The organism is Streptomyces sodiiphilus (assembly GCF_039529215.1).
Taxonomy (GTDB): domain Bacteria; phylum Actinomycetota; class Actinomycetes; order Streptomycetales; family Streptomycetaceae; genus Streptomyces; species Streptomyces sodiiphilus.
The window spans coordinates 1-16,049 of sequence record NZ_BAAAMJ010000079.1 but is presented as its reverse complement, the minus strand read 5'-3'; the positions used below and the strand labels follow the sequence as shown (position 1 = coordinate 16,049).

Below are 16,049 nucleotides of genomic sequence, written 5' to 3'. Positions count from 1 at the left end.
GCGACGGTGCAGTCGCCTCCCCGTCTCGCTCGTTGATCAGGTTTCCGGCAGCCAGCCGATCTGGATGAGTGGGTTGGTGCGCTTGCGGTTGGTGAAGACGGCGCGGCCTGCCGGCAGCGGCCGGGCACGCACTCCGGGGAGAATCTCGCCCTCCATGCGGTCGCTGGAGAGGACGAGGCCCTGGGCGCCCAGTTCCTTCATGCGCTGCATGAACGGTTCGAACATGGCGCGGGATGCGCCGGCCGAGCTGCGGGCGATCACGAAGCGGACACCGACGTCGCGGGCGTACGGAAGCTGTTCCGTCAGCATGCTGAGCGGGTGGTTGGAGCCGGTGGCGACCAGTTCGAAGTCGTCCACCACGACGAAGGCGAGCGGACCGCTCCACCAGCTGCCGGACTTGAGCTCCTGCGGCGTGATGTCGGGGGAGGGCGCACGCTTCTCCATCAGGCCGTGCAGGGCCTTCATGTCGGAGGTGAGCTTGACGGCTGTGGGGGCGTAGGTGCCGGTGTACTCCTCGGGGATGGAGCCGAGAAGCGAGCGACGGTAGTCGCCCACGAGGAAGCGGGCCTCCTCAGGGCTGTAGCGTTCGCAGACCTGCTTCACGAGCAGCCGCAGCGCGGCCGTCTTGCCGGACTCCCCCTCGCCGAGGACGAGCAGGAACGGCTCCCGGTCGAAGTCGACGAAGACCGGCTCGAGGTCGTTCTCGCTGAGACCGATGGCCAGCCCCTGGTCCGGGTGCTCCATCCCCTTGGGCAGGTCGCTCGCGGCGAGCCGGTCCGGCAGCATCCGCACCGGGGCAGCGTCCGGTCCCGACCAGGCGTCGCGGACGGCCTTGACGAAAGCCTCGGTCCCCTCCGGCAGGTCGTCGGTGCCGGTGCTGCCGTCGATGCGGGGGAGGGCCGCCATCCAGTGGAGCTTCGCGGGACTCTGTCCGCGCCCCGGAGTTCCGCTCGGGACGTTGGCGGCGACCTTGCGGTCGAACTCGGAATCCATGGGGTCGCCCAGGCGCAGCTCCAGCCGGTTGGTGAGCTGGTCCCGCATCGGCCCCAGCAGGTCGAAGTAGCGCGAGGCGGTGACGATCACGTGAACGCCGTAGCCCAGGCCCCGGGTGGCCATGTCGATGACCGCGGGCAGCAGCGTCATGTCGTAGTCCTGCTTGAAGGCGGCCCAGCCGTCGATCAGGAGGAAGACGTCGCCCCACTGCTGGCCACGCAGGCGGCCGGCGGCCCGGTGACGGCGGTAGGTCGCCATGGAGTCGATGCTGCGGCGGCGGAAGTACTCCTCGCGGCGGGCGAGGATGCCGGACACCTCGGCGACGGTACGGCGGATGCGGTCCGGGTCGAGGCGGGAGGCCACTCCGCCGACGTGCGGCAGGCCGGTGAGGGAGGCGAGCCCGCCGCCGCCGAAGTCCAGGCCGTAGAACTGGACCTCGGCGGGTGTGTGGGTCAGGGCGAACGACGCGACGAGGGTGCGCAGCAGGGTGGACTTCCCGGACTGCGGGCCGCCGACGATCAGCATGTGCCCGCCGGCGCCGGAGAAGTCGCTGTACAGCACCTCGCGGCGTTGTTCGAACGGCTTGTCCACCTGGCCCAGCGGCACCACCAGGTTGCCGTTGGCCCCGGGCGCCTGGAGCCCGCGCCCCTCCACCGGCCGGATGCCGGGCAGGAGCTGGTCGAGGGAGGCGGGGGAGTCCAGCGGGGGCAACCACACCTGGTGGGCGGCCCGCCCGCGGCCCTCCAGCCGGCGGACCACCACGTCCAGGACGGTGTCGGCCAGCGCGTCGTCCACGGCCGGCTGCCGCTGTCCGCCGGCGAGTTCCTCCCGCGGATCCGGCTCGGCCGGCGGTACGGGGACCGGGCGCGCCGTGAAGAGCGCCGGGCGCCGGCGGGCGGGCCGTGGCCCGGTGCGGGCCGGCTTGGCCGTGCGCTCCCGGTAGGGGCCGGAGACGTAGGCGGCCTTGAACCGGGTCATCTCCTCGGTACCGGACTTCAGCAGACCCGAGCCGGGGACCTGCGGCAGGTGATAGGCGTCCGGCACACCGATGGCGGTACGGGACTCGGCCGCGGAGAAGGTACGCAGGCCGATCCGGTAGGACAGGTAGGTGTCCAGGCCCTTGAGCCGGCCCTCCTCCAGGCGCTGGGAGGCCAGCAGCAGGTGGACGCCCAGGGACCGGCCGATCCGGCCGATCTGGATGAACATGTCGATGAAGTCCGGCATCGCCGTGAGCAGTTCGCTGAACTCGTCGATCACCAGGACCAGGGAGGGCAGCGGCTCCAGTGCGGCTCCCGCCGCCCGCGCCTTCTCGTAGTCGTGCAGGTTGGCGTAGTTGCCCGCCGCGCGCAGCAGCTCCTGGCGGCGCTGGAGCTCGCCCCGGATGGAGTCGCCCATCCGGTCGACGAGGGTCAGGTCGTCCGCGAGGTTGGTGATCACCGCGGAGACGTGCGGCAGCTGTGCCATGCCGGTGAAGGTGGCGCCGCCCTTGAAGTCCGCGAGGACGAAGTTGAGGGTCTCCGATGTGTGCGTCACGGCGAGCCCGAGGACCAGGGTGCGCAGCAGCTCGGACTTCCCCGAACCGGTCGCCCCGACGCACAGCCCGTGCGGGCCCATGCCCTCCTGGGCCGCCTCCTTCAGGTCCAGCATGACGGGCTGGCCGTCCTCGTCGATGCCGATCGGCACCCGCAGCCGCTCCCCGGCCGACCGGGGCCGCCAGGTCCGTTCCACGTCCACCGAGGCCGGGTCACCCAGCCCCAGAAGGTCCGCGAAGTCCAGGTTGGCCAGCAGCGGTTCGTCCTCCTCGGCGCCCGTCCCCAGCCGCAGCGGGGCGAGCTGGCGGGCCAGCGCCTCGGCCGCCGGAAGCGGCAGGGAGTCCGGTTCGCCCTCGAAGACCGATCCGCCCGCGGCCTCCAGGCGGAGCTTCCCGGGGTGGGCGATGACGGAGAGACCGCCGCGCGGGCCGGCCTCCTCGCCGGGCACGACCTCCAGCACCGTGACACCCTGCAGGCCCTCGGCCGCCGCGAACGCCGAGTGCGGTGGCACCCGGGTGCCGTCCAGGACGAGCAGCACGTGAGGCTGGTCGAGCACCGGCTTGCCCTCGGAGGAGAAGCGTCCACGGCCCTCCAGCCGGCCGGCCAGATCCTCCTCCAGGTCCATGACGCTGCGCGCGATGAGCCGGCGGGTGCCGGCGCCGTCGACATCCGGAAGCTGGGTGTGCGGCAGCCACTTGGCCCACTCCCAGCGCTGCTCCGCCGAGGCGGACGCGGCCACCGCCACCGTGACGTCCTGCGGCGAGTGGAGCGCCGTCAGCGAGGCGAGCAGCGCACGGACCGTGCTGTGCGCCGTTTCCTCGTCCCCGGACACCGTGACGTGGTAGAAGCCGCGCAGCGACACCGCCATCGGCAGTCCGCGGACGGTGCCGTGGGTCGCGACGAACCGCCGCAGCGCGCCCCCGGTCAGCGGTTCCAGCTCGTCCACCGGGGCCGTCTCCGGCGCCACCAGGGGCGTCGCCAGGCCGTGTTCGCCGATGCCGAGCCGCACCTGGGCGAAGTCCTCGTCGCCCGGCCTGCGCTCCCAGACCCGGCTGCCCTCGGCGACCAGCGCCCACAACTGCTCCGGCGCCGGATGCAGATAGAGCTGCGCGTCCCGCTGGACGCGGGCCGTCTCCCGCACCGAACGCCGGGTGCGTGCGAGGTACTTGAGGTAGTCACGGCGCAGCTGCGCCATCTGCCCCTGCGTGCCGCGGCGGAAGCGGATGATCATCGCGACGACCATCGAGATCGTCGAGACCAGCATCAGCATGCCCATGATGCGCATGAAGGGATGCGCGTTCGGCATGAAGAAGAACACCACCGACCCGCCCATGCCGAGCATCGGCACGATCTGCATCAGCATGCTCTCCTGCTGCCCCTTGGGCAGTTCGGGCGGCGGACGCAGCTCCAGAACCTCGTCGGGCACCTTCTTGGGAAGCGCCCGGGGCGGACGCTTGACCACGATCTGGCTCACGCAGGACCCATCCCTCGGTATGAACGGCGGCCTCCCCCGACCGCGCGGACGATCCTACTGTCCGGCGTGAGGACCACACACGGTAGGGTGACGGGCGCAGTCCGTGCGCAAGCGCATCCAGGGGGCATCTTCGTGAGCACGACCGCCGCTACCGGCTTCTGCCGGGTCACCATCGCCGCGCCCGACAGCAGGATCGACGTCGCCCTGCCGGAGGACATCCCGCTCGCCGACCTCTATCCGGAGATCCTGCGGCTCACCGGCCAGGCACCGCGGGAGGGCGCCCCCGTCGGCTACCACCTGGTGCGCCGCGACGGCACCGTGCTGGACGGCTCCCGCACGCTGCCGGCCCAGCGGGTGCTGGACGGCGACGTGCTGGCGATGCGTCCGTTCGCGGACTCCCTGCCACCGCCGGTCCATGACGATGTGTCGGACGCCATCGCGGATGCCGTCACCCACGACCGGCGGCTGTGGGACGACCGGCTCCTGCGCGTGGCGGGACTGGTGGGGGCCGGGGTGCTGGCCACCGCCGGGGCGGCCGTGCTGTGGCTGTCCGAGCCGGTCCGCCACGACATGCACGGGCTCCCCGGAGTCGTCGCCGGCGTGCTGTGCCTGCTGCTGGCGGTCTTCTCCGTGGTGCGCGCCCGGGTCTACGAGGACCGGCCCACCGCCGTCACGCTCGGCCTGGCCTCCCTTCCGTACGCGCTGATCGCCGGCACCGGCGTGCTGCCGCCGGCCGACGGGCACGGCGTCGGCCGGCTGGAGCTGCTGCTGGGCTGCCTGACCGTCCTGCTGGTGTCGGTGGCGCTGGTGGCCGCGGTGCCGCAGGCCGCCGGACCCTTCGGCGCGGTCACGACGGCCGCGGCCGTCGGCGCACTCATCACCTTCGGGGCCATCTCCGCCGACGCGCGGCCGGTGGCGGCCGCTGCCGTCTGCGCTCCGGTGGCGCTGCTGGCCCTGGCCTTCCTGCCGGGACTGTCCGCCCGGATGGCGCGGCTGCCCATCGGCTACGCCGCCCCGCGCACCGGGCTCCCGGAGACGGACACCGACCAGGCGCCGGGGGAGTCCGGGGCGGTGGACGCCGCGGCGATCGCCGAGCAGGCCCGCCGCGGGCATCAGATCCTGGTGGGGCTCACCGGGGGCTGCGCGGCCCTGGCGACGGTCGCCGTCGGGGTCCTCGGCTTCTCCGGCGGCGGCTGGGCGCAACTTCTGGCGCTGGCGACCGGTGCCGCGCTGCTGACCCGGGCCCGGCTGTTCCGCTACGCGGTGCAGGTGGCGGTGGTGCTGGTGGCCGGGCTGGTGTCGCTGGTGCTGCTGGTGCTGGGCTTCGCCCTCTCGCGGCCGGAGGCCGGAACCCCCGACTCCGGGACGCTGTGGCTGATCGCCGCGCTGACCTGCGCGGTCGCCCTCTTCGTGGCGGTCGCCCTGATCGTGCCGCGGGCCGGGCTGACGCCGTTCTGGGGCCGGGTGCTGGACCTGGCCGAAGGCGCGTTCCTGCTGTCCCTCGTCCCGCTGTGCCTGGCCGTGCTCGGCGTCTACGCCGCGGCCCGGGGGCTCACCAGCGGCTGACGGGGGCACGGTCCGGGGAACGGCCGTGGACACGGAGGGCATCCGCGGCTGCTAGGCTGGGCCGGGCCCGACGAGTCCGTTCAAGATTCCCCTGTGAAGAAGACCGGGGGCACTCCGGGCCGATCATCCTAAGGAGTACGCGTGTCGTCGCTCGATGCCGCCACGAAGCAGAAGATCATGTCCGAGTTCGCCACCAAGGAGGGCGACACCGGCTCCCCCGAGGTCCAGGTCGCGCTGCTGTCGCGCCGGATCTCGGACCTGACCGAGCACCTGAAGACCCACAAGCACGACCACCACTCCCGCCGGGGCCTGCTGCTCCTGGTCGGCCAGCGCCGCCGCCTGCTGCAGTACCTCGCCAAGAAGGACATCCAGCGCTTCCGTACGCTCGTGGAGCGGCTGGGCATCCGCCGGGGCGCGGCGGGAGCCAGGTAACAGGCACGACGAGGGAGCGGCCACCGCTGCGGGGGCCGCTCCCTTCGCGTTATACCGGCGCGGTCCGTGCCGTCGCCGGGCCCCGGGACCGTTCCCTTTGTAGGCTGGTCCCACAACGACACACACGCATGAGGCGGGGCGCCTCCTTGGCCGCCGGTCCTCGGTAGTGGCCCCCGGGCGTCAGTCTCCCGGGTGCTTCGATCGATGGCCGGCCCGTACCGGGGCGCTCCTCCGCCCGTCCCGCCGCCGTAGGCGGGCGGGATGCAGAAGAGGAGATTGTCCACAGTGGAGAACGAGACCCACTACGCCGAAGCCGTGATCGACAACGGCTCCTTCGGCACCCGCACCATCCGCTTCGAGACCGGCCGGCTGGCCCGGCAGGCCGCGGGCTCGGCCGTCGCCTACCTGGACGACGACACCATGGTGCTGTCCGCCACGACCGCGTCGAAGCACCCCAAGGAGCAGCTGGACTTCTTCCCGCTGACCGTCGACGTCGAGGAGCGGATGTACGCGGCCGGGAAGATCCCCGGTTCCTTCTTCCGCCGCGAGGGCCGTCCCTCGGAGGACGCCATTCTCACCTGCCGGCTGATCGACCGGCCGCTGCGCCCCTCCTTCAAGAAGGGCCTGCGCAACGAGATCCAGATCGTCGAGACGATCATGGCTCTCAACCCCGACCACCTCTACGACGTGGTCGCCATCAACGCCGCCTCCTGCTCCACGCAGCTTTCCGGTCTGCCCTTCTCCGGCCCGATCGGTGCCACCCGGGTCGCCCTGATCAGCGGCCAGTGGGTGGCCTTCCCGACCCACACCGAGCTGGAGGACGCTGTCTTCGACATGGTCGTCGCCGGCCGGGTCCTGCCCGACGGCGATGTCGCGATCATGATGGTCGAGGCGGAGGCCACCGAGCGGACGATCGAGCTCGTCAAGGGCGGCGCCGAGGCTCCGACCGAGGAGGTCGTCGCCGCCGGGCTGGAGGCCGCCAAGCCCTTCATCAAGACGCTGTGCCGGGCCCAGTCGGACCTGGCGGCCAAGGCCGCCAAGCCCGTCGCGGAGTTCCCCGTCTACCTGGACTACCAGGACGACGTCTTCGACGCGCTGGCCAACGCGGTCCGCGACGAGCTCAAGCAGGCGCTGACCATCGCCGGCAAGCAGGAGCGCGAGGCCGAGCTGGACCGCGTCAAGGCGCTGGCCGCCGAGAAGCTGCTGCCGCAGTTCGAGGGCCGGGAGAAGGAGATCTCCGCCGCCTACCGCTCGCTGACCAAGGAGCTGGTGCGCGAGCGCGTCATCAAGGACAAGGTCCGCATCGACGGCCGCGGGGTCACCGACATCCGCACCCTGGCCGCCGAGGTCGAGGCCATCCCGCGGGTGCACGGCTCCGCGCTGTTCGAGCGGGGCGAGACCCAGATCCTCGGGGTCACCACGCTCAACATGCTCCGGATGGAGCAGATGCTGGACACCCTCTCGCCGGTGAGCCGCAAGCGGTACATGCACAACTACAACTTCCCGCCCTACTCCACCGGTGAGACCGGCCGGGTCGGCTCCCCCAAGCGCCGCGAGATCGGCCACGGCGCCCTCGCCGAGCGGGCCCTCATTCCGGTGCTGCCCAGCCGCGAGGAGTTCCCGTACGCCATCCGCCAGGTCTCCGAGGCGCTGGGCTCCAACGGCTCGACCTCCATGGGCTCGGTGTGCGCGTCGACCATGTCGCTGCTGAACGCCGGTGTGCCGCTCCGGGCGCCGGTCGCCGGCATCGCCATGGGCCTGATCTCCCAGGAGATCGAGGGGGAGACCCACTACGTCACCCTCACCGACATCCTCGGTGCCGAGGACGCCTTCGGTGACATGGACTTCAAGGTCGCCGGCACCCGCCAGTTCGTCACCGCCCTCCAGCTCGACACCAAGCTGGACGGCATTCCGGCCTCGGTGCTCGCCGCGGCGCTCAAGCAGGCGCGCGACGCCCGGCTGCACATCCTGGATGTGATGACCGAGGCCATCGACGTCCCGGACGAGATGTCCCCCAACGCGCCGCGGATCATCACCGTCAAGATCCCGGTGGACAAGATCGGTGAGGTCATCGGCCCGAAGGGCAAGATGATCAACCAGATCCAGGAGGACACCGGCGCCGACATCACCATCGAGGACGACGGCACCATCTACATCGGTGCCGCCGACGGTCCGGCCGCCGAGGCCGCGCGCGCCACGATCAACGGCATCGCCAACCCGACGATGCCCGAGGTCGGCGAGCGCTACCTGGGCACGGTCGTCAAGACCACCACCTTCGGCGCCTTCGTCTCGCTGCTGCCCGGCAAGGACGGTCTGCTGCACATCTCGCAGATCCGCAAGCTCGCCGGCGGCAAGCGGGTCGAGAACGTCGAGGACGTCCTCGGCGTCGGCCACAAGGTCCAGGTCGAGATCGCCGAGATCGACCAGCGCGGCAAGCTCTCCCTCATCCCCGTCCTGGAGGAGGAGAGCGGCGAGGCCGCGACGCCCGACGCGCAGAAGGACGCCGCCGACCAGTGACGCGCTCCTTCCGCCCGACGGCCCGCCCCACCGCAATGGAGGGGCGGGCCGTCGCCCGTCCGCGAGCGGTGACCAAGACCCTCATCGAGGGGCACAACGGGGCCGGCACCGTGCGCCGCACGGTCCTTCCCGGCGGTCTGCGGATCATCACCGAGACCGTGCCCACCGTCCGCTCGGTCACCTTCGGGATCTGGGCCAGGGTCGGTTCCCGCGACGAGACCCCTGCTCTCAACGGCGCCACGCACTACCTGGAACACCTCCTGTTCAAGGGCACCCGGCGGCGCTCCGCGCTGGACATCTCCGCGGCCGTCGACACCGTGGGCGGTGAGATGAACGCCTTCACCGCCAAGGAGTACACCTGCTACTACGCGCGGGTCCTGGACGCGGATCTCCCGCTGGCCATCGATGTCGTGTGCGACATGCTCACCGGCTCCCTCATCGACCCCGGCGAGGTGGAGGCCGAACGAGGCGTCATCCTTGAGGAGATCGCCATGACGGAGGACGATCCGGGCGACTGCGTGCACGATCTGTTCACCCAGACCCTGCTCGGGGACTCCCCGCTGGGCCGCCCGGTGCTCGGCACGGTGGAGACCGTCAAGGCACTCACCCGGGACCGGATCGCGCGCTTCTACCGGCGGCACTACGACCCCACCCGGCTCGTCGTCACGGCTGCCGGGAACCTGTCGCACGCCGATGTCGTCCGGCAGGTGCGCACCGCCTTCGAACGTGCCGGAGCGCTGACCCGGGCCGACGCACAGCCGGTGCCGCACCGCACCGGCGAACGCGCCGTGCGGGCCGCCGGCCGCATCGACCTTCTGGACCGCCGTACGGAGCAGGCACACCTGGTGCTGGGGATGCCCGGTGTGTCCCGGCTCGACGAGCGCCGCTGGGCGCTGGGCGTGCTCAGCTCCGCACTGGGCGGCGGCATGAGCTCGCGGCTCTTCCAGGAGGTGCGGGAGAAGCGCGGCCTGGCCTACAGCGTTTACTCCTACACTTCCGCTTTCGCCGACTGCGGGCTCTTCGGTGTCTACGCCGGCTGCCGTCCGGGCCAGATCAACGACGTGCTCGCCATCTGCCGCGACCAGCTCGCCCAGGTCGCCGCGGACGGGCTCACCGACGAGGAGGTCCACCGTGCGATCGGCCAGCTCGCCGGTTCCACGGTCCTCGGCCTGGAGGACACCGGGGCGGTGATGCACCGGCTCGGCAAGGGGGAACTGTGCTGGGGCCGGCAGATGTCACTGGATGAGATGCTGGACCGGATAAGGGCCGTCACCCCGCAGGATGTGCGCGAGGTCGCGGCGGAGGTGCTCGGCCGGCGGCCCTCCCTGTCGGTCATCGGGCCGCTCAACGGCCGGCAGGCCGGCAGGCTGGAGGAAGCCGTCTCCTGAGGGCGGTGCCGGCGGGTGCCACGGAACGACGAGGAACGAGGAAGTACCGCATGAGCAGCACGATCCGGGTCGCGGTCATCGGCGCCCGCGGGCGCATGGGGAGCGAGGCCGTCCGCGCGGTGGAGGCCGCCGGCGACATGGAGCTCGTCGCAGCGGTGGACACCGGCGACAGGCTGGAGGCGCTCGCCGAGGCGCGCACCGAGGTCGCGGTCGACCTGACTCACCCGGACGCCGTCATGGGGAACCTGGAGTACTGCGTCCGCAACGGCATCCACGGCGTGGTCGGCACCACCGGCTGGACGGAGGAGCGGCTCGGGACACTGCGGGGCTGGCTGGAGCAGGCACCGGGCACCGGCGTGCTCGTCGCCCCGAACTTCGGCATCGGCGCGGTGCTCACCATGCACTTCGCCCAGCAGGCCGCCCGCTTCTTCGAGTCCGTCGAGGTTGTCGAGCTGCATCATCCGAACAAGGCGGACGCTCCCAGCGGCACGGCGGTGCGTACCGCGCAGCTGATCGCACAGGCGCGTGACCGGGCCGGCTGCGCGCCCCAGCCGGACGCCACCACCACCGCGCTGGAAGGAGCCCGCGGCGCCGACGTGGAGGGTGTCCCGGTGCACGCCGTCAGGCTGCGGGGCCTGGTCGCCCACCAGGAGGTGCTCTTCGGGGACGAGGGCGAGATCCTCACCATCCGGCACGACTCGATGAACCGCGGTTCCTTCATGCCCGGGGTCCTGCTGGGCATCCGCAGGATCGGCTCGGCCCCCGGGCTGACCTTCGGGCTGGAGAACTTCATGGACCTGGACGGCTGAGATGGGCGCGCGCATCACCTACGGTCTGCTCTCGGCGGTGCTCGTCGTCTACTTCGTGATGGTCGGCCACCGTGGGGTCTTCCTGATCCAGCAGGGCACCTGGGTGACCGTCCCGTTCGGCATGGCCGTGCTGGTCCTGCCGTTCCTCGGCGCGTGGTTCCTGTGGCACAGCACCCGCTTCGCCCGGAACGCCGGCCGGCTGGCCCGTGAACTGGAGGCGGAGGGCGGCCTCCCGGAGGACAACCTGAGAAGGACCCCCAGCGGCCGCATCGACCGGGCCTCCGCCGACGCGGTCTTCGCCGAGCGGCGGGCGGAGACCGAGGAGAACCCGGAGGACTGGCGGTGCTGGTTCAGGCTGGCCGTCGCCTACCACGACGCCCGGGACACTCCCCGGGCGCGGAAGGCGATGCAGCGCGCCATCGACCTGCGCGCGGGGCGGGGGAGCGGGGCGGTCACCGGACCGGCCCGCTGAACATCCCCGCCGAGCCGCAACCCGGGCCGCGGAATCAGCCGCGGTGTTCCGCGGCCCACTGCTCGAGAACGTCCGCCGCCCGGTCGAACGCCTCCGGCCGCCCGAGGAAGTCCGCGTTGTGGTCGGTCAGCAGAATGCGCACCGGCTCTCCGCGGCGGCGCTCGATGAGCACGGCCTGCCCCTGGACCGTGCGCGGCAGCCCCAGCCACTTCACGGGCTGCTGAACGGTGCGCACCCGGTCGATCTCCCGCCACCGCAGGGTCCGGGTGGTGAACATCCCCACCCGGCGCAGTCCGCGGACACTGACCCAGATTCCCATCCGCAGCAGACGCAGCGCATAGGTGATGGTCAGGAGCGCGAAGACCACGGTCGCGGTGGCTCCGGCCGGCGGCCCCGCCATCGCGATGATCATGGCTGAGATGAGCATGTACGCGGCGAGCAGCAGCACGACGGCGGCGGTGGCCACCCGCCAGGGCCCCAGGCGGTAAGGGCGGCGCCAGTGCTCGGGTCCGTTGTGGGGGAGGGCCTGGTCGTCGGCCGCGTAGTCGGCGTCCGGGTCGGCCGTCAGGAAGGGCAGGGGCACGGCTGGTCCTCGTTCGTGGTCACATCCGGCACGGGAGTGGTGTGACCGGTGAGATTACCGTCCCTGATGTTCCTCTGCCGCCTCGGGAGCCGCCGGGACCTCCTGTTGATTCACGTCGAGCGCCGGGCCGGCCAGCAGCAATGCCCCGACAAGACCGGATATCAGCACCAGGCCCGTCAGGGCACCGCCCAGCACCCGCCCGACGGTCAGCGGTGCGGGCGGCGGTACCGCTCCGGTTCCCAGGACGGACGTTGCCTGCTCCGGGCGCTCTTGCATGACTGACCCCTCCCCTGGCGAATCCCCTGTCGAACGTATGGTCAAGCGCATTTTAGTCGAACAGTCGGACACCTGGGGATGAGTCCGGTTTGGCGCCCTCCCCGGGTGCGGGGTTCGCGGTGGCGCCCCCTTAGGCTGAGTTCTGCCCCGCGGGCCTGTGCCCGATTCCCTGTGGGAAGGAACTCCTCCGGTGACCGAGACCCCGCTCTTCCGCAGTGATGTGACCGTCGAGCTGGTCAAACACAGCGCCGCCGACACCGACGTGCTGTGGGCCGCCCGGGTCTCCACCGCCGGGGAGCAGTCCCTGGAAGAGATCGACAAGGACGCCGAACGCTCCAAGGGGCTCATCAATTACCTGATGAGGGACCGGCACGGCAGTCCCTTCGAGCACAACTCGATGACCTTCTTCATCAGCGCACCGATCTTCGTGTTCCGCGAGTTCCACCGGCACCGCGTGGGCTTCAGCTACAACGAGGAAAGCGGCCGGTACCGGGAGCTCCAGCCGGTCTTCTACATCCCGGACGAGCAGCGCGACCTCGTGCAGCAGGGGCGGCCGGGGAAGTACGAGTTCGTCCCCGGCACGCCCGGCCAGCGCAAGACCGTGTGCGAGGAGATGGAAGCCGCCTACCGGCAGGCCTACGAGGCCTACCGCCGGATGCTGGAGGCGGGTGTGGCGCGAGAGGTGGCTCGGGCCGTACTGCCGGTGGGGCTGTTCTCCTCCATGTACGCCACCTGCAACGCCCGCTCGCTCATGCACTTCCTCGGGCTGCGGACCCGGCACGAACTCGCCCGGGTGCCGTCGTTCCCGCAGCGGGAGATCGAGATGGTGGGCGAGAGGATGGAGGCCGAGTGGGCCCGGCTGATGCCGCTCACCCACGCCGCCTTCAATGCCAACGGACGGGTGGCTCCCTGAGTGCGCCAGGTTGCGTCGCGTCCTGTCGGCGCACGCACCGGTGTCCGTATTGCCATATTTAGCGAAGTTCATATACGCTGAAGAGGCGGACCCGGCGTTGTCTGGACCCCCGAGCAGGCAACGCCGGGCCGCTTCTGTCGTGCCCCATGGCACACGGGAAGCCGAGCTGCGAGTAGCGTGGGACCCATGGCTCCGACCTCCACACCGCAGACCCCCTTCGGGCGCGTGCTGACCGCGATGGTCACGCCGTTCACCGAGGACGGCTCTCTGGATCTCGACGGCGCGCAGCGGCTCGCCACCCACCTGGTCGACGCAGGCAACGACGGCCTGATCGTCAACGGCACCACCGGGGAGTCCCCGACCACGAGTGACACGGAGAAAGCCGAGCTCGTGCGGGTGGTCGTGGAGGCCGTCGGCGACCGGGCACATGTGGTCGCCGGAGCCGGCACCAACGACACCCGCCACAGCCTGCACCTGGCCCGCGCCGCCGAGAAGGCCGGAGCGCACGGCCTGCTGGCCGTCACCCCTTACTACAGCAAGCCGCCCCAGGAGGGTCTGTACCAGCACTTCACCGCGATCGCGGACTCCACCGATCTGCCGGTGATGCTGTACGACATTCCGGGCCGCAGCGGTGTGCCCATCAACACCGAAACCATGGTGCGGCTCGCCGACCACCCGCGGATCGTGGCCAACAAGGACGCCAAGGGCGACCTCGGCCGCGCGAGCTGGGCCATCGCGACCACCGGACTGGCCTGGTACTCCGGCGACGACATGCTGAACCTCCCGCTGCTGTCCGTCGGGGCGGTCGGCTTCGTCTCGGTGGTGGGCCACATGGTGACTCCCGAGCTGCGGGCCCTGGTCGACGCGTACACCAGTGGTGACGTGGCCAAGGCAACCGAGATCCACCAGAAGCTGCTGCCGGTGTTCACCGGGATGTTCCGCACCCAGGGGGTCATCACCTCCAAGGCCGCACTCGGCTTCCACGGACTGCCCGGCGGCCCGTTGCGGCTCCCGCTGGTGGGGCTCACCGAGGACGAGACCGAGCAGCTCAAGCGGGACCTGGCCGCCGGCGGGGTCCAGCTGTAGCGCTCACAGACTTCACAACTTCATACGACCCACAATCTGAGAACGCACAACAGTACGCGCGCCACGTGTCCTTACGGGGGCATGTGGCGTGCGTGGTGAGGAGAGTCTTTTGAGTCATCCGCATCCGGAACTCGCCCCGCCGCCCGCGCTGCCCGAGGGCGGCCTGCGGATCACGCCGCTGGGCGGCCTGGGCGAGATCGGCCGCAACATGACCGTCTTCGAATACGGCGGCCGGCTGCTCATCGTCGACTGCGGAGTGCTGTTCCCCGAGGAGGAGCAGCCGGGGATCGACCTGATCCTGCCCGACTTCAGCTCCATCCGGGACCGTCTCGACGACATCGAGGGCATTGTCCTCACACACGGCCACGAGGACCACATCGGTGCCGTGCCCTACCTTCTGCGGGAGAAGGCGGACATTCCGCTGATCGGCTCCAAGCTGACTCTCGCGCTGATCGAGGCCAAGCTCCAGGAGCACCGCATCCGCCCCTACACCCTGGAGGTGAAGGAGGGGAACCGGGAGCGCATCGGTCCGTTCGACTGCGAGTTCGTGTCCGTGAACCACTCCATTCCGGACGCGCTGGCGGTGGCGATCCGCACGCCCGCGGGCATGGTGGTGCACACCGGCGACTTCAAGATGGACCAACTGCCGCTCGACGGCCGCCTCACGGACCTGCGGGCCTTCGCGCGTCTCGGTGAGGAGGGCATCGACTTGATGCTCTGCGACTCCACCAATGCCGAGGTGCCGGGCTTCGTCGCTCCTGAGCGGGACATCTCGGGGGTGCTGCGGCAGGTGTTCGCCGCCGCCGAGAAGCGGATCATCGTCGCCAGCTTCGCGAGTCACGTGCACCGCATCCAGCAAGTCGTCGACGCCGCGCACGAGAACGGCCGCCGGGTGGCCTTCGTGGGCCGGTCGATGGTCCGCAACATGGGCATCGCCCGGGACCTGGGCTACCTGCGCGTACCCCCCGGGCTCGTGGTCGACGTGAAGACCCTGGACGACCTGCCGGAACACGAGGTCGTGCTGGTCTGCACCGGATCGCAGGGCGAGCCCATGGCCGCACTGTCGCGGATGGCCAACCGCGATCACCATCAGATCCGCATCGTGCCGGGTGACACGGTGATCCTGGCCTCCTCGCTGATCCCGGGCAACGAGAACGCGGTCTACCGCGTGATCAACGGCCTGACGCGCTGGGGCGCCAACGTGGTGCACAAGGGCAATGCCAAGGTGCACGTCTCCGGTCACGCCTCGGCCGGCGAGCTGCTGTACTTCTACAACATCTGTCAGCCCAGGAACCTCATGCCGGTGCACGGTGAGTGGCGGCACCTGCGCGCGAACGCCGAACTCGGCGCCCGGACCGGCGTTCCGGAGGACCGCATCGTCATCGCCGAGGACGGAGTTGTCGTCGACCTGGTCGAGGGCAAGGCCAGGATCACCGGCAAGGTCCAGGCGGGCTACGTCTATGTGGACGGCCTGTCGGTGGGAGATGTGACCGAGGCGAACCTCAAGGACCGCCGGATCCTCGGGGACGAGGGCTTCATCTCCGTCTTCGTGGTGGTGGACAGCAACACGGGGAAGATCGTCAGCGGGCCGAGCATCCACACCCGGGGGTCCGGCATCGAGGACGTGCACTTCGAGGCCGTGCTGCCGAAGATCGAGGAAGCTCTCAACCGCTCCGCCCAGGACGGCGTCGTCGAGCCGCATCAGCTGAAGCAGCTCGTGCGCCGGACCGTGGGCAAGTGGGTGTCGGACACCTACCGCCGGCGGCCCATGATCGTGCCTGTCGTGGTGGACATCTGACAGTCAGCAGTGGGCGGGGCGCCGGGATTTGCATCCGGGCGCCCCGCTCCAGTACGTTTGGGGAACCGCCGCAACGGGAAGCCGAAGCAGTTCGCTGCCGAGGAAGCTCCTGTGCGCCAGGTCAGCTCCAACAGCCGGAAACGGAAGAGGATCTGACTCTGATAATGTGGCGGACACAGCGAAGGGAACGCCCGGAGGGGCCCGGAAGGG

General features: G+C 70.8%; 12 protein-coding genes. 9 read left to right on the top strand and 3 right to left on the bottom strand.

Translation table 11 applies throughout. The annotated features are described in order from the left end of the window. Positions 1-36 precede the first annotated feature (36 nt). A complete protein-coding gene (gene eccCa, locus ABD299_RS23530; RefSeq protein ID WP_344266338.1) occupies positions 37-3,999 on the bottom strand; it encodes a type VII secretion protein EccCa in 3,963 nt (1,320 codons plus the stop codon). A gap of 132 nt (positions 4,000-4,131) precedes the next feature. Here eccCa and eccD point away from each other — a divergent pair, with 132 nt between their 5' ends. The 6 genes from eccD to ABD299_RS23500 all read left to right on the top strand — a co-directional run bounded on the left by eccD (position 4,132) and on the right by ABD299_RS23500 (position 11,183). Then, positions 4,132-5,565: a type VII secretion integral membrane protein EccD gene (gene eccD / locus ABD299_RS23525; RefSeq protein ID WP_344266336.1), complete on the top strand. Its 1,434-nt coding sequence runs from the start codon at positions 4,132-4,134 to the stop codon at positions 5,563-5,565. Between the two features lie 141 nt (positions 5,566-5,706). After that, entirely contained in the window at positions 5,707-5,997 is a 291-nt protein-coding gene (gene rpsO, locus ABD299_RS23520; RefSeq protein ID WP_344266333.1) for a 30S ribosomal protein S15, read from the top strand. A gap of 285 nt (positions 5,998-6,282) precedes the next feature. Next, positions 6,283-8,514, top strand: a complete 2,232-nt coding sequence (locus tag ABD299_RS23515) for a polyribonucleotide nucleotidyltransferase (RefSeq protein ID WP_344266330.1) — start codon at positions 6,283-6,285, stop codon at positions 8,512-8,514. A gap of 35 nt (positions 8,515-8,549) precedes the next feature. After that, entirely contained in the window at positions 8,550-9,902 is a 1,353-nt protein-coding gene (locus ABD299_RS23510; protein WP_344266399.1) for a M16 family metallopeptidase, read from the top strand. Between the two features lie 50 nt (positions 9,903-9,952). Then, a complete protein-coding gene (gene dapB / locus ABD299_RS23505) occupies positions 9,953-10,711 on the top strand; it encodes a 4-hydroxy-tetrahydrodipicolinate reductase (protein ID WP_344266327.1) in 759 nt (252 codons plus the stop codon). A gap of 1 nt (position 10,712) precedes the next feature. Continuing rightward, positions 10,713-11,183, top strand: a complete 471-nt coding sequence (locus ABD299_RS23500) for a tetratricopeptide repeat protein (RefSeq protein WP_344266324.1) — start codon at positions 10,713-10,715, stop codon at positions 11,181-11,183. 34 nt (positions 11,184-11,217) lie between these two features. Here the strand turns inward: ABD299_RS23500 and ABD299_RS23495 are convergent, their stop codons facing one another. Next, the gene (locus ABD299_RS23495) at positions 11,218-11,766 is read right to left on the bottom strand and encodes a hypothetical protein (protein WP_344266321.1); all 549 of its coding nucleotides are present in this window, start codon (positions 11,764-11,766) and stop codon (positions 11,218-11,220) included. A 54-nt stretch (positions 11,767-11,820) separates the two neighbouring features. Then, on the bottom strand, positions 11,821-12,042 hold the full coding sequence (locus tag ABD299_RS23490) for a hypothetical protein (protein ID WP_344266318.1): 222 nt from the start codon (positions 12,040-12,042) through the stop codon (positions 11,821-11,823). A gap of 190 nt (positions 12,043-12,232) precedes the next feature. On the opposite strand from ABD299_RS23490, the gene thyX reads away from it, so the two are divergent. From thyX to ABD299_RS23475, 3 genes are all read left to right on the top strand, one after another. After that, the gene (gene thyX / locus ABD299_RS23485; RefSeq protein WP_344266315.1) at positions 12,233-12,955 is read left to right on the top strand and encodes an FAD-dependent thymidylate synthase; all 723 of its coding nucleotides are present in this window, start codon (positions 12,233-12,235) and stop codon (positions 12,953-12,955) included. A gap of 186 nt (positions 12,956-13,141) precedes the next feature. Next, positions 13,142-14,041: a 4-hydroxy-tetrahydrodipicolinate synthase gene (gene dapA, locus ABD299_RS23480; RefSeq protein ID WP_344266312.1), complete on the top strand. Its 900-nt coding sequence runs from the start codon at positions 13,142-13,144 to the stop codon at positions 14,039-14,041. 109 nt (positions 14,042-14,150) lie between these two features. Then, positions 14,151-15,839, top strand: coding sequence for a ribonuclease J (locus ABD299_RS23475; protein ID WP_344266309.1), 1,689 nt, complete (start codon positions 14,151-14,153; stop codon positions 15,837-15,839). Positions 15,840-16,049 lie beyond the last annotated feature (210 nt).

Coding starts and splice junctions, on each gene's coding strand:
- ABD299_RS23510 (WP_344266399.1), top strand. CDS start 8,550: ATGGAGGGGCGGGCCGTCGCCCGTCCGCGAGCGGTGACCAAGACCCTC.
- dapB (WP_344266327.1), top strand. CDS start 9,953: ATGAGCAGCACGATCCGGGTCGCGGTCATCGGCGCCCGCGGGCGCATG.
- ABD299_RS23500 (WP_344266324.1), top strand. CDS start 10,713: ATGGGCGCGCGCATCACCTACGGTCTGCTCTCGGCGGTGCTCGTCGTC.
- ABD299_RS23490 (WP_344266318.1), bottom strand. CDS start 12,042: ATGCAAGAGCGCCCGGAGCAGGCAACGTCCGTCCTGGGAACCGGAGCG.
- dapA (WP_344266312.1), top strand. CDS start 13,142: ATGGCTCCGACCTCCACACCGCAGACCCCCTTCGGGCGCGTGCTGACC.